This is a genomic window from Flavobacterium sp. SOK18b, from assembly GCF_014156605.1.
Taxonomy (GTDB): domain Bacteria; phylum Bacteroidota; class Bacteroidia; order Flavobacteriales; family Flavobacteriaceae; genus Flavobacterium; species Flavobacterium tiangeerense.
Map to the genome: position 1 here is coordinate 33389 of NZ_QKNZ01000003.1, position 19306 is coordinate 52694.

At 35.9% G+C, this 19306-nt stretch carries 12 protein-coding genes; 8 read left to right on the forward strand and 4 right to left on the reverse strand.

All coding sequences use genetic code 11. The features are described from left to right. Positions 1-3: 3 nt before the first annotated feature. A complete protein-coding gene (gene mutY / locus DNC80_RS00650) occupies positions 4-1044 on the reverse strand; it encodes an A/G-specific adenine glycosylase (protein WP_182648365.1) in 1041 nt (346 codons plus the stop codon). 133 nt (positions 1045-1177) lie between these two features. Here mutY and DNC80_RS00655 point away from each other — a divergent pair, with 133 nt between their 5' ends. The 5 genes from DNC80_RS00655 (at position 1178) to DNC80_RS00675 (ending at position 6267) form a co-directional block, all read left to right on the forward strand. After that, positions 1178-1468: an HU family DNA-binding protein gene (locus DNC80_RS00655; RefSeq protein ID WP_066080765.1), complete on the forward strand. Its 291-nt coding sequence runs from the start codon at positions 1178-1180 to the stop codon at positions 1466-1468. Positions 1469-1836: 368 nt separating this feature from the next. Further along, entirely contained in the window at positions 1837-3381 is a 1545-nt protein-coding gene (locus DNC80_RS00660) for a ribonuclease E/G (protein ID WP_182648367.1), read from the forward strand. 396 nt (positions 3382-3777) lie between these two features. Then, entirely contained in the window at positions 3778-4368 is a 591-nt protein-coding gene (locus DNC80_RS00665) for a phosphatase PAP2 family protein (RefSeq protein ID WP_182648369.1), read from the forward strand. After that, positions 4355-4732 (forward strand): GtrA family protein, encoded by a 378-nt coding sequence (locus DNC80_RS00670; RefSeq protein ID WP_182648371.1) that lies wholly within the window; start codon positions 4355-4357, stop codon positions 4730-4732. Before DNC80_RS00665 ends, DNC80_RS00670 begins: the two co-directional genes overlap by 14 nt. Next, positions 4732-6267, forward strand: coding sequence for a glycosyltransferase family 39 protein (locus DNC80_RS00675; RefSeq protein WP_182648373.1), 1536 nt, complete (start codon positions 4732-4734; stop codon positions 6265-6267). Before DNC80_RS00670 ends, DNC80_RS00675 begins: the two co-directional genes overlap by 1 nt. A gap of 9 nt (positions 6268-6276) precedes the next feature. Here the strand turns inward: DNC80_RS00675 and pbpC are convergent, their stop codons facing one another. From pbpC to DNC80_RS00690, 3 genes are all read right to left on the reverse strand, one after another. Further along, positions 6277-8652, reverse strand: coding sequence for a penicillin-binding protein 1C (pbpC, locus tag DNC80_RS00680; protein ID WP_182648375.1), 2376 nt, complete (start codon positions 8650-8652; stop codon positions 6277-6279). A 307-nt stretch (positions 8653-8959) separates the two neighbouring features. After that, complete coding sequence (locus DNC80_RS00685; RefSeq protein ID WP_182648377.1) at positions 8960-14620, reverse strand: MG2 domain-containing protein; 5661 nt, start codon at positions 14618-14620, stop codon at positions 8960-8962. Positions 14621-14919: 299 nt separating this feature from the next. After that, entirely contained in the window at positions 14920-15363 is a 444-nt protein-coding gene (locus tag DNC80_RS00690; RefSeq protein ID WP_182648379.1) for a nucleoside deaminase, read from the reverse strand. A 59-nt stretch (positions 15364-15422) separates the two neighbouring features. On the opposite strand from DNC80_RS00690, the gene DNC80_RS00695 reads away from it, so the two are divergent. From DNC80_RS00695 to DNC80_RS00705, 3 genes are all read left to right on the forward strand, one after another. Beyond that, the gene (locus DNC80_RS00695; RefSeq protein ID WP_182648381.1) at positions 15423-16274 is read left to right on the forward strand and encodes an energy transducer TonB; all 852 of its coding nucleotides are present in this window, start codon (positions 15423-15425) and stop codon (positions 16272-16274) included. Positions 16275-16455: 181 nt separating this feature from the next. Next, on the forward strand, positions 16456-18237 hold the full coding sequence (locus tag DNC80_RS00700) for a 1-deoxy-D-xylulose-5-phosphate synthase (protein ID WP_182648383.1): 1782 nt from the start codon (positions 16456-16458) through the stop codon (positions 18235-18237). 21 nt (positions 18238-18258) lie between these two features. Continuing rightward, positions 18259-19290, forward strand: coding sequence for a DUF3078 domain-containing protein (locus DNC80_RS00705; protein ID WP_255493139.1), 1032 nt, complete (start codon positions 18259-18261; stop codon positions 19288-19290). Positions 19291-19306 lie beyond the last annotated feature (16 nt).

Here is a 19306-nt window from a genome sequence, read left to right on the forward strand (position 1 = left end):
GGTTTAAAACAATTCTTTTTCTATAAAATTATGAATAACAATTGGGAACGGAAAACTTCGCAAAGTTTCAATATCTATTGCATTTTCTAAAGTTTCTTCTACTTGAACCTTCCAAAACCTAATGTATAAATGCTGGTGGGACAATTTGTGCAATACACTCTTTGTGTTGTACTCATATATAATAGGTTTTGATTCCTCTTTACCATATACTTCTTGAACATATTCATTCACACAATCAAAACCTTCCTCTTTATCGGTTTCTAAAACTGGAAACTCATATAGGTTGTGCCAAATTCCTTTATCAGTACGTTTTTGAACTAAAGCATTACTGTTAGCATCTTCAAAAACTAAATAATTAAAGTAGCGATTTCGTACTTTGAGCTTTTTTGACTTTACAGGCAATTGATCGACTTTGTTTTTCTGCAAAGCCATGCAGCTATCATTAAAAACACAACCGCCACAATCAGGACTTTTAGGTACGCATTGCAAGGCACCAAACTCCATTATGGCTTGATTAAAAATTGCAGGATTGTCCTTTGGCATCAGTTCAAAAGCCAAAGCTGAAAATTCATTTTTGGCTGCTGCCTGAGCAATATCTGTTTCCACATCAAAATAACGAGCCAAAACCCGAAAAACATTACCATCCACTACAGGAACCGCTTCGTTATAGGCAAATGATGCAATTGCAGCCGCCGTATACGTGCCTACTCCTTTTAGTTTTAAAAGCTCATTATAATTTTCTGGAAACACACCAGACAGTTCAGTAGCGATGTATTGGGCTGTTTTATGTAAATTACGTGCTCTTGAATAATATCCTAATCCTTGCCATAATTTTAAGACCTGTTCTTCACTTGCAGCGGCCAAATCAAAAACAGTGGGAAATGCTGTAGTAAAAGCAAAAAAATAGGGCATTCCTTGCGCCACACGTGTTTGTTGCAACATGATTTCTGAGAGCCAAATCTCGTATGGATTTGTGGTATGACGCCATGGTAAATCACGTTTGTTTTGTAAATACCAATCTATCAGTGTTTTATAAAAAATCATGTTTTAATTATTTGTTAGCAAAAGTAAAAGTTTATGTAATTAAAATTTAATGAATTAGCTTGAATTATTGTTTTTTAAATTCCTATATTTGCAAACTCAAAAAAATAGTACAACATTATAAATAGGAAAGAAAATGACGAAAGCAGATATCGTAGCAAAAATTTCAGAAAAATTAGGTCTTGAAAAAGGAGATGTACAAGCAACTGTAGAGACCTTTATGAATGAAGTTAAAAATTCATTAGAAACTGGCGACAATGTATATTTAAGAGGTTTTGGAAGTTTTATAGTGAAGACTAGAGCTGAGAAAACAGGTAGAAATATCTCAAAAAATACAACTATTAAGATTCCTGCACATAACATTCCTGCATTCAAACCTGCAAAAGTTTTTGTAGAAGGAGTGAAAACAAATAACGAAGCAAAATAATAATATTAATCATAAAATCGACAAGACATGCCAAGTGGTAAAAAAAGAAAGAGACATAAGGTAGCAACGCACAAACGTAAAAAAAGAGCGAGAGCTAACCGTCACAAGAAGAAAAAGTAGTTTTAAACTACTTTTTTCTTTTTAAACGTTCATTGAAATTGAAAATCCAGTCAGCAATATACAGTCTCCGTCAGCACTTCAGCTAAAAACTGAAACTGTATATTGTAAACTGAAATTTTCTCCGGGTACAATACCTGTTAAAATATTGTTTAATCCATCCTTACAATTCAGTTATGAGTTATTAGTTACGAGTTTTTAAAACTTAAAACCTAAAACTTGAAACTAAAAGTTCGGATAAAAATTTACAAATGAATAAAGAATTAATCATTAGATCTAGTTCTGAAGCCGTAGATTTTGCCTTATTAAAAGATGGAAAACTAATTGAATTACACAAAGAAGAAGAAAAAAGCAACTTCCAAGTAGGCGATATTTTTATTGCTAAAATCAGGAAACCAGTTGCTGGACTCAATGCTGCTTTTGTAAACGTAGGCTTTGAAAAAGATGCCTTTTTACATTATCATGATTTAGGACCTAACCTATCTTCTCAACTGAAATTCATAAAACTTGTAAGCGCAGGTAAAATAAAAGATTTCTCCCTAAAAAACTTTCAGTTTGAAAAAGAAATAGACAAAGATGGCACCATTACTGATGTTTTGAATGCCAATCAATCTGTTTTAGTACAAGTCGTCAAAGAACCTATATCCACAAAAGGACCAAGGATAAGCGCTGAGCTTTCTCTTGCCGGAAGATTTATAGTTTTGGTTCCGTTTTCTGACCGCGTTTCTATTTCACAAAAAATAGAAGACAAAAAGGAAAAAGAACGCTTGAAACGATTAGTACAATCCATCAAACCAAAAGGATTTGGTGTTATTGTTCGCACAGTAGCCGAAGGCAAAAATACAGCCGAATTAGAAAAAGATTTGCAGAACCTGCTTAGCAGATGGACTGCAATGTGTAAAAAATTACCAACTGCTCATCATCCCTCAAAAGTATTAGGCGAACTCAACAGAGCCTCTTCTATACTAAGAGACGTTTTTAACGATACCTTTAGCGGTATTCAAATAGATGATGAAGAGTTGTACAACCAAACAAAGGATTACTTGCAAGAAATTGCACCATCCAAACAATCAATTGTAAAGTTCTATCAATCAAAAGACACACCTATTTTTGAGAAATACAACATAGAGCGACAAATCAAGACTTCATTTGGAAAAACAGTTTCCATGAGTAAAGGAGCTTACCTAATTATAGAACACACCGAAGCGTTGCACGTTATTGACGTAAACAGCGGAAACCGTTCTAACAAAGCCACCAACCAAGAAGATACTGCCATGGAAGTCAATATGATTGCTGCTGCCGAAATCGCTAGACAATTGCGTCTGCGAGATATGGGCGGTATCATTGTAGTTGATTTTATCGATATGTCAAATCCTGAAAATCGCAAAGTGTTGTTCGATTTCTTAAAAGAAGAAATGAGCGATGATAAAGCAAAACACAAAATCTTACCTCCTAGTAAATTTGGTTTAGTCCAAATTACAAGACAAAGAGTAAGACCAGAAGTTAATATTAAAACTAGAGAAGAAGATCCAAACAATGAAAGTGGCGAAATTGAAGCGCCAATCCAAATCATTGATAAAATAGCTTTTGACCTAGAAAGAGTATTAAAAAACCACAATCAAGTAGTGCTTAACGTACACCCGTTTGTGGCCGCATACCTTACCAAAGGTTTTCCATCATTGCGTTCAAGATGGTTTCTTGAGCACAAAAAATGGGTGAAAATTATACCTCGTGATGCTTACACGTACCTAGAATATCACTTTTATGACAAAAAAGAAAATGCTGTCATAGAATAAAAACAAACTCCTCAAGAAATTGGGGAGTTTTTTTTTGCTCTTTTTTTAGGAGCTGCTTCCAGCTATCCGCTATATTCCCGATCAAAAAAACTACGGCCGAAAAAGCCTTGTTTTTTAAGATCGGGAGATGCCGCTGCTATCTGGGCTAAAATATCTGTCAACTTAGACGACCTTCTTCATAACATTATATTTACGATTTCATCGAATTTTAATAATCTGAATTTCAATAAGTAAAAACAGTAAGGGTTTATTTTTACTTCTACTAATTACTTAACGATGAAAACACTTTTAAAAATAATAAACAAAAACAGCTTTTTCTATAGCAGCTGTTTAGCATTGACTATAGCTTGTATGTTTTTTTTAATTTTTTACTCAAAGGCCGATACTTTCATAATTATGAATGGATTCCATACGTCTTTACTAACTATAATTTTTCAAAATATTACGTTTTGCGGAGATGGTCTTTTTATTATAATAGTGTTTACTATTATAATGATTTCTTTCAAAAAACACAGAGATTTAGGTGTTGTTTTATTAATTAGCTATTTAAGTTCTGGACTTTTGTCACAAGTAATAAAGCAATTTGTAACGTCTCCAAGGCCTAGTGTTTATTTTGAATCCCTTCATTATGCTTATTACCTAGACACTTTTTCAAATTGCAGAATAGGTTTTCGAAGTTTCCCTTCGGGGCATACTGCCTCAGCCTTTGCGATGGTTACTGTTCTTACTAGTTATTTCAAAAAAAGACATGTTTGGGCTCTTTGCTTACTGTTTGCAGTAGCTATAGGCTATTCCCGAATTTATTTGGCTCATCATTTTCTAATTGATGTTTTGGCTGGAGCACTAATAGGAGTCTTATCAGGAACTTTAAGTGTTTTATGGTTCAAGAAAAAAAGATTCAAAATCAAAAAAATTGTAAAACAATTTCAAATAGCGATTCATAATTCTAAAACACAACATAAACCAAACATTAATGGATCTTATTAAATTTTTCAAATTTGGGTTGGTTGGCTTTTCTGGTTTAGTAATTGATTTCGCTATAACCTGGATTTGTAAAGAAAAATTATTGTTCAATAAATATCTTTCCAATTCATTTGGATTCTTATTTGGTGTTGTAAACAACTACTTTTTGAATAAATATTTTACTTTTCAGAACAATGATAATCACGTAGCAACTCAATTTCTAAGCTTTTTGTTTATTTCAATTATAGGTTTTTTATTAAACACTTCATTCCTATATTTACTTCAAAAGAACACCAAAATCAATTTTTACGTTTGCAAAGTCATGGTCACTGTTATTGTTTTTATTTGGAATTTCACAGCTAACTCACTGTATACATTTAAATTATAATGAAAGAAAACCAACAATTGATTTTAATTATAACTATTGCGACACTTGTTAGGGGTATTATTGCAATGTCAATTGGTTTAGGCAATGACGAAGTGTATTACCTCACGTACGCCCAACACCTGCAATGGAACTATTTTGATCATCCACCGATGGTTGCTTTTTTGATCCGTCTAACTACTTTCAATCTCCATTTCACCAATGAGCTATTTGTTCGCCTAGGAGCAATCGCTCTCGGAGCTATTAACACTTACCTAATTTATGATGTCTGCAAAGGAATCAAAAATAAAAAGGCCGGTATAATAGCCTCTTTACTGTATACTAGTTCTTTATATTCTAGTATAATTGCTGGTGTTTTTATTCTTCCAGATTCGCCTCAATTGTTTTTTTGGCTGATTAGCGTTTACTTTCTAATTCAAATTGTTTCAGAACAAGCCAATCAAAAAAAAATAAATTATTCTCTTATTTTATTCGGTTTGTTTAGCGGATTATGCATTATGAGCAAAATTCATGGTGTTTTTTTATGGGGAGGATTTGGATTGTATATTTTAATTTATAAGAGAGATTTACTTAAGAATGGTTATCTTTATTTAGCATTTCTAATCACTTTACTCCTGATTTCACCAATCTTAATTTGGAATGTCGAGAACCATTTTATAACGTATACATATCACAGTCAAAGAGTCACAATTAGCAGAGGAATTAACCCTTCGAGCTTTTTCAGAGAGTTTTTCGGAGGAATTTTTTACAACAATCCTATCAATTATTTTTTGATACTTATTTCTTTAATTGCCGTTTGGAAAAACAAAATTGATGTTGAAAAATCCATAAAGAGACTGCTTCTTTTCTTGAGTTTGCCTTTAATTACAATATTACTTATCCTCTCATTCTTCAGAGATACCCTACCACATTGGTCTGGCCCCGCTTTTGTAACGCTGTTGATACTCGCTTCGTGTTACATTTCAGATGAAATAGAAAAAAGTAAAATTACATTTCCATTTTGGAGAAAATCAGTTTATTCCTCTTGTATATTGATTTCTGTAATTGCGGTAGCAGGAATTCTAACCATAGATTTTTACCCAGGAACAATTGGCAGCAAAGATGAAAGCTCTTTAGGTAAAAAAGACTTTACACTGGATATGTACGATTGGAAATTCTTCAAAACTGAATTTAAAAAAGTTCGCGATAAAGATCTACAATCAGGTTTAACAAAAACTACTTTCATCCTAAATAACAAATGGTTTCCAGGAGCGCACATTGACAATTATATTGCACAACCTCTGGGTTTAGATTTTATTGCTTTAGGAAAACTGGAAGACATTCACACTTACGCTTGGTTGAACACCTATAGAAAACAGCTTAAAACTGGAGATGATGCTTATTTCATAACCGTTTCAAATAGTTTTAGCGATCCAAAAGAGCTTTATCAAAAGAGTTTTAAAAAAATCAATGCTCCTGTAGTCATTAAACAATTTAGAAATAAAAAACCAACACGAAATATGCTGGTTTATTTACTTCAGGATTACACCGGAGAATAATTTAAAAAACTACTCTTTTACAATCTCAATCTTCCTCCGAATTTCATTTCCAAATTCATCTACCACAGTGATGTAATGAAACCCTGTTGTAGCCGAAATAGGCATTTCGTGAAAGGTTTTGGTACTGCCTTTGAACACATTATCAACATACCAAAACAGTTTACTATCTCTTTGCGAATGCGCTACTTTTAAAATCACGGGCTGAACTTCGCTATTAAAATTCTTAGTCAGGTAGATTTTGCTATTTGTTTTCGGATAAATAAAATCCATTGTAGCCATTTGTGTACCCATACAATCACTCCTAAACGGTGGCAATGGCAAATACTCAATATGCTGACTTTTGTAATACCAAGCCATTACGGGTGGCAAAATGAACCAGTTCTTAGTGACTATATTTTCAATGTTTTCGCAACTGCTGTTGACTTGAAATTGCAGTAAATTATCCAAATGCACCGTTTTGTGATACGGACAAATCGAAGTGTTTTTTCCTTTCTTCGATACTAATTGTTTTATTTTCGGACACCCATCTTTGGCCAAATGACCACTCAAACTACACACCTCAACTTCTTCTAAATCCTTAATTGGCGTATCAAACCACCGCTGTCTTGGCAACAAATTAAAAATATCAAATAAAATGGGTGCCGCACTAGTGACACCGGTTAATGTCGGCCTTCCTTCGCCTGTAGCATTACCTACCCACACGCCCACTACATATCTGGAATTTGTCCCAATGGCCCACGCATCACGATTCCCGAAACTTGTTCCCGTTTTCCAAGCTATTTTTAGTGAACTGTCATAAAATTTCCAAGCCTCGTCACCTTCGGGGCGATTGACTTGTTCCATTGCGTTATACGTGAGCCAAATCGATCCTGCGCCCAATATGTTCTTTTGATTAGTTTCGTCACCAAAATCTATTTGAAAATCATCCTGATAGTTTAATTCAGCAAATTCATTAGTTCTGAACTGCCCGTGATTCGCATTAAAATAATTTAAGGTCGACGACAAACCTGCATAGGTTCGGCACAAGTCCCATAAATTACTTTCGGCACCACCCAAAATAAGTGACAAGCCATAATGATCAGGGGGTTTTGAAATATCCCGTAATTTGAATCGCTGCAATTCTTCGTAAAATTTGTTCACTCCAAAATCCTGTAACATCAATACAGAAGGGATGTTCAATGATCGTGCTAATGCCCGATGCGCTGGAACGGCTCCATCAAATGTCAAGTTGAAATTCTGAGGCGTATAGCCAGCAATCTGCGTTGGTATATCTGCTACTAAGGTATTCGGCAACAACTCTCCATCATCAAGCATACCGGCGTATAAAAGCGGTTTCAGAATACTTCCTGTACTTCTTGGCGCATCAATAATATCAACATCTTTTTGATGATTGCCATCCGTAGGCGAATTACCCACATAACTCATCACTTTTCTATTCGACACATCGATAACTAAAATAGCTAAATTATGCACTTCATTTTGCTTGTATTGATTGTAATAATACTTTGCAATTTGATTGACCCTATTTTGCAACCCAATTTCTATAGTTGTTTTCACACGAGTTCCTTCTTGATTCTTGGCAACACGTTGCAATAAATGAGGTGCAATTTGTGGCAAATCATACGGTTTTTGAGGCAAAGGTTCGTCTATAGAAAGTTCGTAAGTCTGATGATCAATGACTCCTTCTTGGTTTAATTTCAACAACAGTCGGTTGCGTTTACTCAATAATTTAACTTGGTTTTTTCCGGGATAAATTAAACTGGGCGCATTAGGTAAAACAGCTAAAGTTGCACTCTCGGCCCATGACAATTGATGGGATTGGACGCCAAAATACCGCCAAGAAGCCATTTCGAGACCCACTACATTCCCGCCAAAAGGAGCGTGAGAAGCATATAATTCCAAAATTTCGTTTTTAGAGTAACCCAACTCTAATCGGGTGGCGAGAATGAGTTCGATTATTTTCTCGAAATAAGTCCGCCTTTTCCCGTTTCTGGACAAGCGAATGACTTGTTGTGTCAAGGTGCTTCCGCCACGGACGACTTTGCCTGCTTTCCTGTTTTGCTGAACAGCATTGATCATCGCCACAGGATTGAATCCAGGGTGTTTATAGAAATATTCGTCTTCAAAATAAACTATACACTTCTTGAATTTATCGGGAACGCTGTCTTGAGAAGGAAACCGCCATTGCCCGTCAAGAGCAATTTTAGCGCCAAGTAATTCTCCTTCTTTACTTTCAATCACCGTAGAATAAGGTTCTTGAAACAAAGTTCGTGGCAACGAAAAATAATAAACCACCAACAGCAAAAAGGCCATTGATGATTTAATTTTATTTTTTTTTATCCAATTTATGATGCGTTGTAGGAACGCAATTAGTTTGTTTTTCAAAGTAATTTTTATTTAACCGCAAGGGACGCAAAATATTGTAATAATTTTAAAAACATAATATAGTTACTGTTTTATCTGCGTGAATGTGCAAAATCTGAATGCCTTATTTTCACGCAGATTTTCACAGATTTACGCAGATTTTATATGTGTCAAAAAACTTATTCCAATCTGCTTAAAATCCGTTGCATCCACGTTATTTGCATGACAGATTTTATCGCAGATTTACGCAGATTTTTTTTGAGCCAAACACCTTATTCCAATCTGTTTAAAATCCGTTGCATCCGTGTTATCTGCGTTCCATTTAGTATTACTTCACCACTTGTACCCAAAACCCTTTCGTTCTGGCCAAAAACGTATTGTCATACATGGCTTCACATTGCAAGCCTGGTAAATAGTACGTTCCCAAATATGAAGCATTCAGCAATATTCTAAACGTTTTGGTTTCACCCGATTTTAATCCAAAATAGAAATTAGTCCTATCATCACGAATATCAATATAATCCGCTACGTTATTGGTGGCGTCTCCATAATCCGTGAAGCGGGTATTTACAATTTCGAAACCAGAAGGCAAAATTTGAGACAACGCCACATTTTCTACACGTTCATTTTTTAGGTTTTTCACTGTTACCTCAGCAACAAATTCAGTTCCTTGATTGATTTTAGACACATCGATAACGCCTCCTTTTCTGTTTTTGAAAACAATCGAAGCCGAAACATTACTCTGAATCGCCTTTTCTTGTCCAATTGGAAGAATTCCAGTATTCAGCACACGAACATACAATCTATTCTTTCTGTTGTTTTTTAGAGTCACACTATTCGAACCCGTTTTGACAAGCAGGCTTCGGTCTGCGATGGTTTTCATCGTTTTAATTGATTGTGATTTTCCATCTTTACTGAACTGAACATCGATTCCTTTTGGACCATTGCTTACAGAAAACTTAGCCATAGCATACAAACCATACGCCGTAGTTTGCGTACTCATCCATTGGTCACTTGACATATCTTTGGCCAATTTTGTTGCCATTGCAAATGCTTTTTGCTTTTGCCCAAGCAATAACAATGTTTCTAGAGCCATGGCGCGATTTCTATCAGCAGATCCGTAATAGTAATAATTATAATTCGAATTATCATCTATAGAAGTATTCAGCAACAACGTCAAACCTGCCGATTTTTGCCCCGCCAATACGTAAGCCGAGGCCAAACGCAATTTACTTTCGTTCGAAATTCCTTTGGTTTCGCGCAATCTGTTCATCGAAGACAAATCGGGAGCTCCCGCCAACGCTAATGTGTATAAGCGATACGATTGTGCCAAATCATTTCCATAACTCGGCATAAATCGCCACTGTTTGGCTTCTTTTTGCTGATACGAAATCCATTTGGTTTTGAAATTGATCGGCAAGAAATACCCTTTTTTCTCTGCTTCAATCATAAAATGTCCTGCATACGAAGAACCCCAATCATCGGCAACGGTTCCTCCTTGCCAGTATGCCATTCCACCATTAGATAATTGAAAACCTCCCAAACGAGTAATTCCTGCGGTCACATTTTTTTGAATTAATTGCTGACGAGTAGCATCCAAATCCATAATATCATTTAAATACAATTGTGGAAAAACAGAAGAAGTCGTTTGCTCGACACAACCATGAGGATATTGAATCAAATATTGTAATCGTCCATTCAAATTGATTGTTGGCATTGAGGAAACCTCCAGTTTTGTCTTATTACTTCCCGAAACACCAAATGTTTTCCAAGAAATAGTTTTAGTGCTATTCGGTTCCAAAATCACATCGGTAAACGTATTGGTCACTGGATTCGGATTGGTCATGTCAATTTCCACATCATACACGGATTTCTCCTTGCCCGAAGTCGCAACGATCTGCACTTTTCCAATTCCGGTTGCAGAACCTACGGCCAAATTAAAATAGGCCATTTTTTCGTCAGGCTGAGCAAATGACAATTTTTGAGTGGCACTGCCTATAACTTTTAATCCGTTGTTCGTTTTAATCTGAACCGTAACGTTCTTGATATTTTTTTCCATTGCAAAAATGGTCACTGGAATCGTCACTTTCTCGGATGGAGAGATTTTTCTTGGCAACGAAGCCAAAACCATCAAAGGACTGCGAACCGGAGTTGCTTTTTCGGCACTTCCATACGCACTTGTAGTTGCATCACCAGCCACGATCATGGTTTTTACGGAGCCAATGTACTTCGGTAATTTTACTTGATGGGTTTTGGTTTGTCCTTTTTCTAATTTAAAAGGTCCCATATAAATTACAACCGGTTTGAAACGATTGGCTTTTTTGGCTTTTCCACCACCCAAATCTTGGTCACCACCAATACTAAAAATCTGATTTACTTTTCCACCATATGCTCCAATCACATCATCATAAATATCCCATGTTTTTACGCCCAAAGCTTCACGAACATAAAAACTATCCCAGGCATTTGGCGCTTTGAAACGGGTTAAATCCAATAATCCTTCATCAACAATGGCAATGGTATAGGTCATTGCTTTTCCAGATTGTTCACTCACTTTTATAGCGAATGATTGCTCTGGACGCAACACATCAGGCATTACTAATTTGGGAGCTAAAATGGTGTTTTTATCAACCACTTCAATAGGCACAATTCCATACATTCGGATTGGCAAATCATTTTTGGTGGAAGCGTGTGGTTGTAAAAGCGTAATATTAAAATACACATTTGGAGCCATAGCAGCCGTAATCGGAATGGTAACTTTGGTTTCTCCTTTTTGGGTCTTTGCCCAAAGTGTTTGTACTACTTTCGAACCATTTTCAATAGAAATAAAAGCTCGTCCTCCTGCACTAGATGGGAACGAAATTTGAGCATTTTCACCCACAGCATACTTCTCCTTATCGGTTGAAAACACTAACATATTGGCCGTAGCAGCATCCGTATTTCTAGTTTTTCCAGACCACATTGGCCAATCGATATTTACCGTTAAAGCCGTTGCGTGTCCGCCAACAGCATCAGAAACCCGAATCATATAACGTCCCCATTCTTCATCCGTCAAGGCAAAACGGACATTTCCTTTTCCGCTAGCATCGGTATTAATTGTAAAAGTTTTGTACGAAGTCGTAGCATTATCCGAGTTATAATTCGATAAATTATCACTAGATGCATCCCACCACCAGCGCCATTCTACTTTATACACTTTTACTTCCAGGTTTTTAACTGACTTGGGTCTTCCGTTTTCATCGACCGTAACCACATCAAATTGGTTCGTAGTACGGGTTTCTAGCATTCCGTATTTGTTAGGCTCAGGTGACTTTATCCCCACATAAGTACTGTATGGAGAATAGGTCGTCGCAATGACATCAGTACTAAAATCGCCGCCTTCTTCATAGACTTTGGTAATAAACGACGCTTTCAACATTCCAGGTGCTTCTCCTTGTATTTTTGGGTCAATCGTAGCATTCGCTTTTCCAGTAGCATCTAATTTACCTGAGAAAACGGTAACTTCTTCGGTGCTGAATTTTCGAACCAAATCATCAAAAATATACTTGTCATAATTCTTGAAAGCCGTAGTTTGTTGCGAAAATTTGGCTTGCATTTCAACATTCAAATTTTTGGCCACAGCGCCATGAAGCCAAGCCACTTCAAGGTTGCTAGTGTTTGGATAAGCCGAAGAAAGTATTGCTCGTTTGAAAGTGTTTTTGATTTTCAAACGATTGGGTTTAATCGTTTCAATTTTGATACTTTTATAAAACTTCGCACCACCCACGCTAACCATTGCCTCCCAATTTCCTGTAGGTGCATCATTTGCTGTTGGAACTGTAAATGCATAATGATTCCATTCATTCGATTTTTGAACCGTTTGATACGTTACTTTTCCATTTGGATCAGCTAGTCTAAATTTGATAGGGTGTCCTAGTGGAATTTTATTCGAAGCATCATTCAAAATGAAAGACAAATACAAATTATCTCCAGGACGCCAAACGCCTCGTTCTCCATAAATGAACCCTTTAAGTCCTTTTTGCAAGGTCTCGCCAGACACATTAAAATTACTCACTGACAATGAATTCCCGTCGTCTAATTTAACATAAGTAGACTCCGTACCTTGCGTTACAATAGCAAAATAGGCAAATTTATCCAACTGAAAAGTCGCAATTCCATCGCTATTGGTGGTTCCTGTAGTTATTTTTTGCTGCTGAAAAGTATACAAATCTACTCTCGCATTTGTAACTGGCTCCGTGGTGACAATATTATTTACGGCAAACAAATACGATTTGTTTTCGCCTCTTTTTGCAATTACACCCAAATCAGTAGCCAAAATATTGGTTGCTATTTTGGCATTATAAAAATACGAACTCGAGCAAGGATCCTGACTTTCTCGCCATTCGTAATCATCGTAGTAATAATCATCGTAAGAGTTTCCGCTGTAATTAACATCATTCTCATCAACCTCTTCTTCCTCTTCGGTTGTATCCTCATCAGCGGTTTCGCATTTATACAAAGAATATTTTTTCTTGTAAACAAACTCTACTCTATAAATCGCGCCTGGTTCAGGAGTAATTATTTTAGATAAATCCAAAGCAAAAGTGTTCCACTTACTTAGATTTAGCAATGTATTTTCTTTTAAATTCAGAGTTGATTTGGCAATAGGTTGTGCCACTCTTTTTAGGTTTTGGCTGCCATTAAGTTCGTTGTATTGCAAAAATTGCATGATGTTGTTTTTGTAAATTTTATATACTTTTACATCAACAGCACTCAGGTTTACAGCCTCAAAATTGAGTTTTAAGTTATTAGAACTTGGCAGAATTGTTCCGTTTTTAATAAAACGAATGCTTGGCTTTATTTCATCAAAGGATATTTTCTTGGTATAATTCTCATTTAACTTTCCACCGTATTCACTTTCTATTCCCTGAAAAACTTCTAACAACAATTCTCCGGTAAGCTTTTGCAAATCCACAACTGGCTCAGGCTCAACAATAGCAACTTCTTCGGGTTCCTCAACCACAGCACTATCAACAGCCACAGCCGACGTATCAACAGTTACAACTGCTTCAACTGGCTCTGGAGCCACTTCAACAGGTTTTTGAACGGATACTTCATTACTAAAATAAACTTTCAACACATTTCCTTGCGCAGAAAACTTTAAATTATTTGTATTTTGAATGGCAACCAATCCTTTAAAATCTTGTCCTTTTTCTAAGGGTTCCGAAAAATTAATAGACAAGGTTTGATTATCCCCTTCTTGAATCTCTGTCTTAACCACTTTAAACTCTTTCAATGCCGTAATCGGGAAATCGATAGTCCCTTTTTGATCGATATCAAAATCATTTCCGTCGTATTTTATCTCCAAATTGCTTTTAGATTCCAATCGTTGAATGCTGTCAATTTTGAACTTGAATTCTTTTCCAACTGCATTCGTTTTTTCGAAAACAATTTTCAAATCGCTTCCGTTATGCTCGGCTTCAATCAATTTTTTAGCGGTTTCCAAATCGATATTGTCTGCGGTTTTAAGTACCGCATTCAAGTATTGATATTCTGGGCTGTAGGATTGCACATCGAGCGTGTTGACCACAAAATCTTGCTGAATCGTTTTTACCGTAAAATTAAAATTGGATAGTGTTTTATCTTTTTCGGCAACCTTTGGATTCAGTTGGTCCAAATGCAAAGTCACCTGATATTCCGTACCTGATTCCAGCTTTTTTTCAGGAACAAAAGCAATCGTATTGGTTGAAAGCGCAATTACTTTACCGTCTACACTAGGATAAATGGTAAACAAATCGTTATCTAAAACCTGATTGACTTTCCATTCTTTTTTATCAAAAGCCAAAACTACCCTAATATCCGATTCTGAAGAGACAATTCCTCCCGTAAAACTGACGATAAACTCTTTGAATAGTGAAAAATCTGAATTAAAATCGGCGGCAGATTTTCTACCACACGCTTGAAACAAAAAAAACACACAAAACACGTAAATTAATCCTTTTGTTTTCACTTTTAGCTAGAGTTAATGGGTTATAAATTAAATTATTGCAACATCTCACAAGTAACACAATAACTAGATAGTTACCGTAATATTGTAGTAAATGTAGAATAATTAATTTATTATTTTAAGAAGAAAATTCTTTGAGAGGAAATTATTTTTTAAAGGTATTTTTCAGGAGCTTTTTGCTTCGCCAGTTCGTTTCACTCGTGTCCAGCTATTCGTTACAATCTTATATGCCGTCCCGAAGTTTCGGGATTGGCACATAAGGATTTCCACTGCTATCTGGGCTAGGGAACATCTTGACTACTCTACTTCCTTCTGTCAGCAAAAAATCGTTTCATTAAATCAGCTGCTTCATAAGCCATGATTCCTTGCACTACAGAAGTTTTAGGATGCAGTTTTGTTCCTAGAGTGATAAAACCGCGCTGTTCATCACGAGCGCCAAAAACAATTTTAGAAATTTGGCTCCAATACAAAGCGCCAGCACACATCTGGCAAGGCTCCAGTGTTACATAAAGTGTACAACCTGTTAAATATTTTCCACCTAGATAATTTGCAGCAGCAGTGATAGACTGCATTTCGGCATGAGCTGTGACATCATGAAGTAATTCAGTTAAATTATGACTTCGAGCAATGACTTTGTTATCAATTACAATTAGCGCACCAACAGGAATTTCGCCTTTTTCAAAAGCCATTTCAGCTTCCTGCAAAGCTTTTTTCATGAAATATTCGTCGGTGAATGGGTTTATCATACAGCAAAAGTACGGATTTGGAATAAATTTCGTTAATTTTATAATCAGAAACACAAAGCATGGAAAGGAAGTACAAAATCACAATTTCAGAACCTTGTCAAGAAGATTGGAACAAAATGACTCCAAATGACCAAGGTCGTTTTTGTATGAGTTGCGCTAAAACCGTTGTTGATTTTACTGCAATGTTACCCGAAGAAGTGCAGCATTTTTTCATCCAAAATCAAAGCCAGAATATCTGTGGTAGAATGAAAAAATCGCAATTAGATTCGACTACCATTCAAATCCCTAGTCACTTACTTTATAAGCAAACTCAGTATCATAAAATGTTTTTGTTAGCACTGTTCATCACAATGGGAACCACTTTGTTTAGTTGTGCCGATAAAAACGGAAACAAACAAAAAATTGATGCTGTTGAAGTGGTCAAAGACACTACAAAAGCATCCCAAATAACTGTTGGAATGATGTTGCCAAAAAAAAACAATTCGCAAAACCATGTTCAGCCTCCTGCACCAGCAACCAAGGTAAATAATGTAAAATTTATAAATCCCCAAACAATTGCTTTCGAAGAAACAACAAAGAACGAGACTATTGCAGAAGATGTAATTTACAACGGAGGGATCGGTTTCGAATTCCCTGCAGAATACAAAGGTGGGATTGAAAAATTTTACACTTTCTTCAAAGAGGAGTTTAATCAACCCGAAAATATAAACAATAAAATTACCGAAATTTCCATCTCATTCGTTGTTGATAAAGACGGCTCATTAACTTATGTTAAACCAAAATCCGAAATTGACGTGGCTTTAGAAAATGAAATTGTTAGAGTTTTGAAATTATGTCCTAGATGGAAACCAGGTGAACAAAATGGTAAAAAAACGAGAACATTATATACTGAATCTATTCCTTTGATCTAAACAAAATAATTTTGATAAAACTTACTTATCATAACTAATTACAATTGTTTCAAAAAGCAACCAATCTGAACTTATTTGCCCCATTTAATTACCTACTTGTTAAAATAATACAGATACTAGAATCGTCTAAAATTGAAAAAAGATTCCATTTTAAAAACGTAAATTTGCTTTTTATAAAACAATGAAAAACAGTTTACTTTCAAACATCAATAACCCAACCGATTTACGCTTGCTTGACGAAGCGCAACTTCCTCAAGTAGCACAAGAATTACGCGATTTTATTATCGATATTGTGGCGGTAAAAGAAGGTCATCTTGGCGCAAGCCTAGGTGTTATTGAATTGACAATTGCCTTGCATTATGTTTTTGACACTCCAAACGATTTATTGATTTGGGATGTAGGTCATCAAGCCTATGGACATAAAATCCTGACCGGTCGAAGAGAAAATTTTCATACCAATCGTCAACTCGGCGGTATTTCTGGTTTCCCAAAAAGAAGCGAAAGCGACTACGACACCTTTGGCGTAGGTCATTCTTCCACTTCTATTTCGGCGGCACTCGGAATGGCAATTGCTTCTAATTTGAAAGGCGATTTCAACAAACAACACATAGCTATTATTGGCGACGCTTCTATTGCCTCAGGTATGGCTTTTGAAGGATTGAATCACGCGGGTGTTACTGATGCCAATTTACTCGTAATTCTCAATGATAACGCTATTGGGATTGATCCTAGCGTGGGCGCCTTGAAACAATACCTCACTGCTGTAAAAAAGGGGAAAAACCCAAGGCAAAACAACATGATTAAGTCCTTGAACTTTGATTATTCGGGGCCTATTGACGGTCATGATATTTTTGCTGTGATCAAAGAATTGAAGCGTTTACAAAAGATAAAAGGCCCTAAATTTTTACATTTAATTACCACCAAAGGAAAAGGCCTGCAACAAGCCGAGGAGGATCAAGTAAAATACCACGCTCCTGGAAAATTTGATGCTGCAACTGGCGAAATCATTACAAAACAAGAAGAAAATTTACCTCCAAAATACCAAGATGTTTTTGGTTTGACCGTTTTAGACTTGGCTCGAAAAAACAACAAGATAATAGGAATCACACCTGCAATGCCCTCTGGTAGTTCGTTGAAATTCATGATGGATGCGTTTCCAGAACGTGCTTTTGATGTAGGTATTGCAGAGCAACACGCTGTGACTTTGGCCGCCGGAATGGCAACACAAGGCATGATTGTTTATTGCAACATCTACTCGACTTTTTTACAGAGAGCTTATGACCAAATTATTCATGATGTGGCATTGCAAAATCTTCCGGTAATTTTTTGTTTGGATAGAGCTGGATTAGTGGGCGAAGATGGCGCTACACATCACGGAGTTTTTGATCTAGCATACCTGCGTTGCATTCCTAACCTAATTATTTATGCTCCAAGGAATGAAATTGAACTTCAGAATATTTTATATACCGCGCAATTGGGACTTGAAAACCCAATCGCAATCCGATATCCGAGAGGTCGGGGTATAATAAATAACTGGCAAGAAAAACATCTGGGTCATTATGATGCTATACCCATTGGCGTAAGCAGCTGTCTTGTATCAGGAACTCGAGTTGCGGTTTTATCAAATGGTACTATTGGAAATAATGTTACTTTGGCTCTAGCCAAAATAAAAAAAACAAATACAATTGCCCACTATGATTTTCCTTTTGTAAAACCATTAGACGAAAAAAGTTTACACCAAATTTTCAGTCAATTTGACTCTATCATTACTCTTGAAGACGGCACTGTAAAAGGAGGATTTGGTAGTGCTGTAATTGAATTTGCAGCCATCAATAATTACAAGTCACAGATTACTGTTCTAGGAATTCCCGATGAATTTATAGAACATGGAACCGTGACTGAATTACAACAATATTGCAAAATTGACGTTTCTAGTCTTGAAAAACTTTTTTCGAATTATTAATTCCTAAAACCCCAGATTTAAATGAATTCATTACGATACCTTATATTCTTTGTGTTTGCAATATCACAATTGAGTTTTTCACAAGATACCATTCAAAATAATAAAATGTATTCCTTAGTTCCTGTAACTGCATTAACAAAAACAGACAAAATAGAACGCATACCGCTTAAAATAAGAACTAAAACACATTTATTGCCTTTTTCGTTCTGGAGTAAAAAAAATAGTGTGGGTTTTGATATTTCTGAAGTAGCCTTTGTAAACTGGTCTGCTGGGGGAACAAGCTCAATATCTGGATTACTTAAAGGTAAATTCCATAGAAATTATGCCCGTGATAACTACAACTGGTCAAATGAACTCATTATAAAATATGGCTTAAACAAACAAGATGGTGTGGCCATTCGAAAAACGGAGGATGCTATTCAGCTGAATTCTACTTTTGGATATCGTAGAGACACGCTCTCAAATTGGTTTCATTCTGCAAAATTTAATTTTAACACTCAATTTACAAATGGTTTTGCTTACCCAAATACCGAAAATGCCATATCAAAACCGTTCGCTCCAGCGTATATCTTTATGGGAATAGGAGCCGAAAATATTGATAAAGAAAAAAAGAGAACTCTTTACATCTCTCCTTTTACTTTTAAAACCACCCTTGTTCTTGATCAAAGATTAGCAAACCAAGGTGCTTTTGGGGTTGCGAAAGCTACCTATGACGTAGATGGAAATTTAATTACTGAAGGAGAGAGAGCTAAGATGGAATTGGGTTTCCTGATTACCAATAAATACAAAAAAGAGGTATTTAAGAATATCAATTTAGAAAACAGACTAACCCTATACTCCGATTACATCAATCGTTTTGGCAATATCGATATAGATTGTGATCTACAAGTTGAACTCGTGGTTAATCAATATGTAAAAGCAAATATTGGTGCTCACGTAATTTATGATGACGATATCAAATCGAAACGAGAAATTGAAGGAATACAAGTCACCGAGGGTCCTAAAACACAACTCAGACAAGCAATTGGAGTAGGAATTGAATATGCATTTTAAATAAAAAGTCCTGATA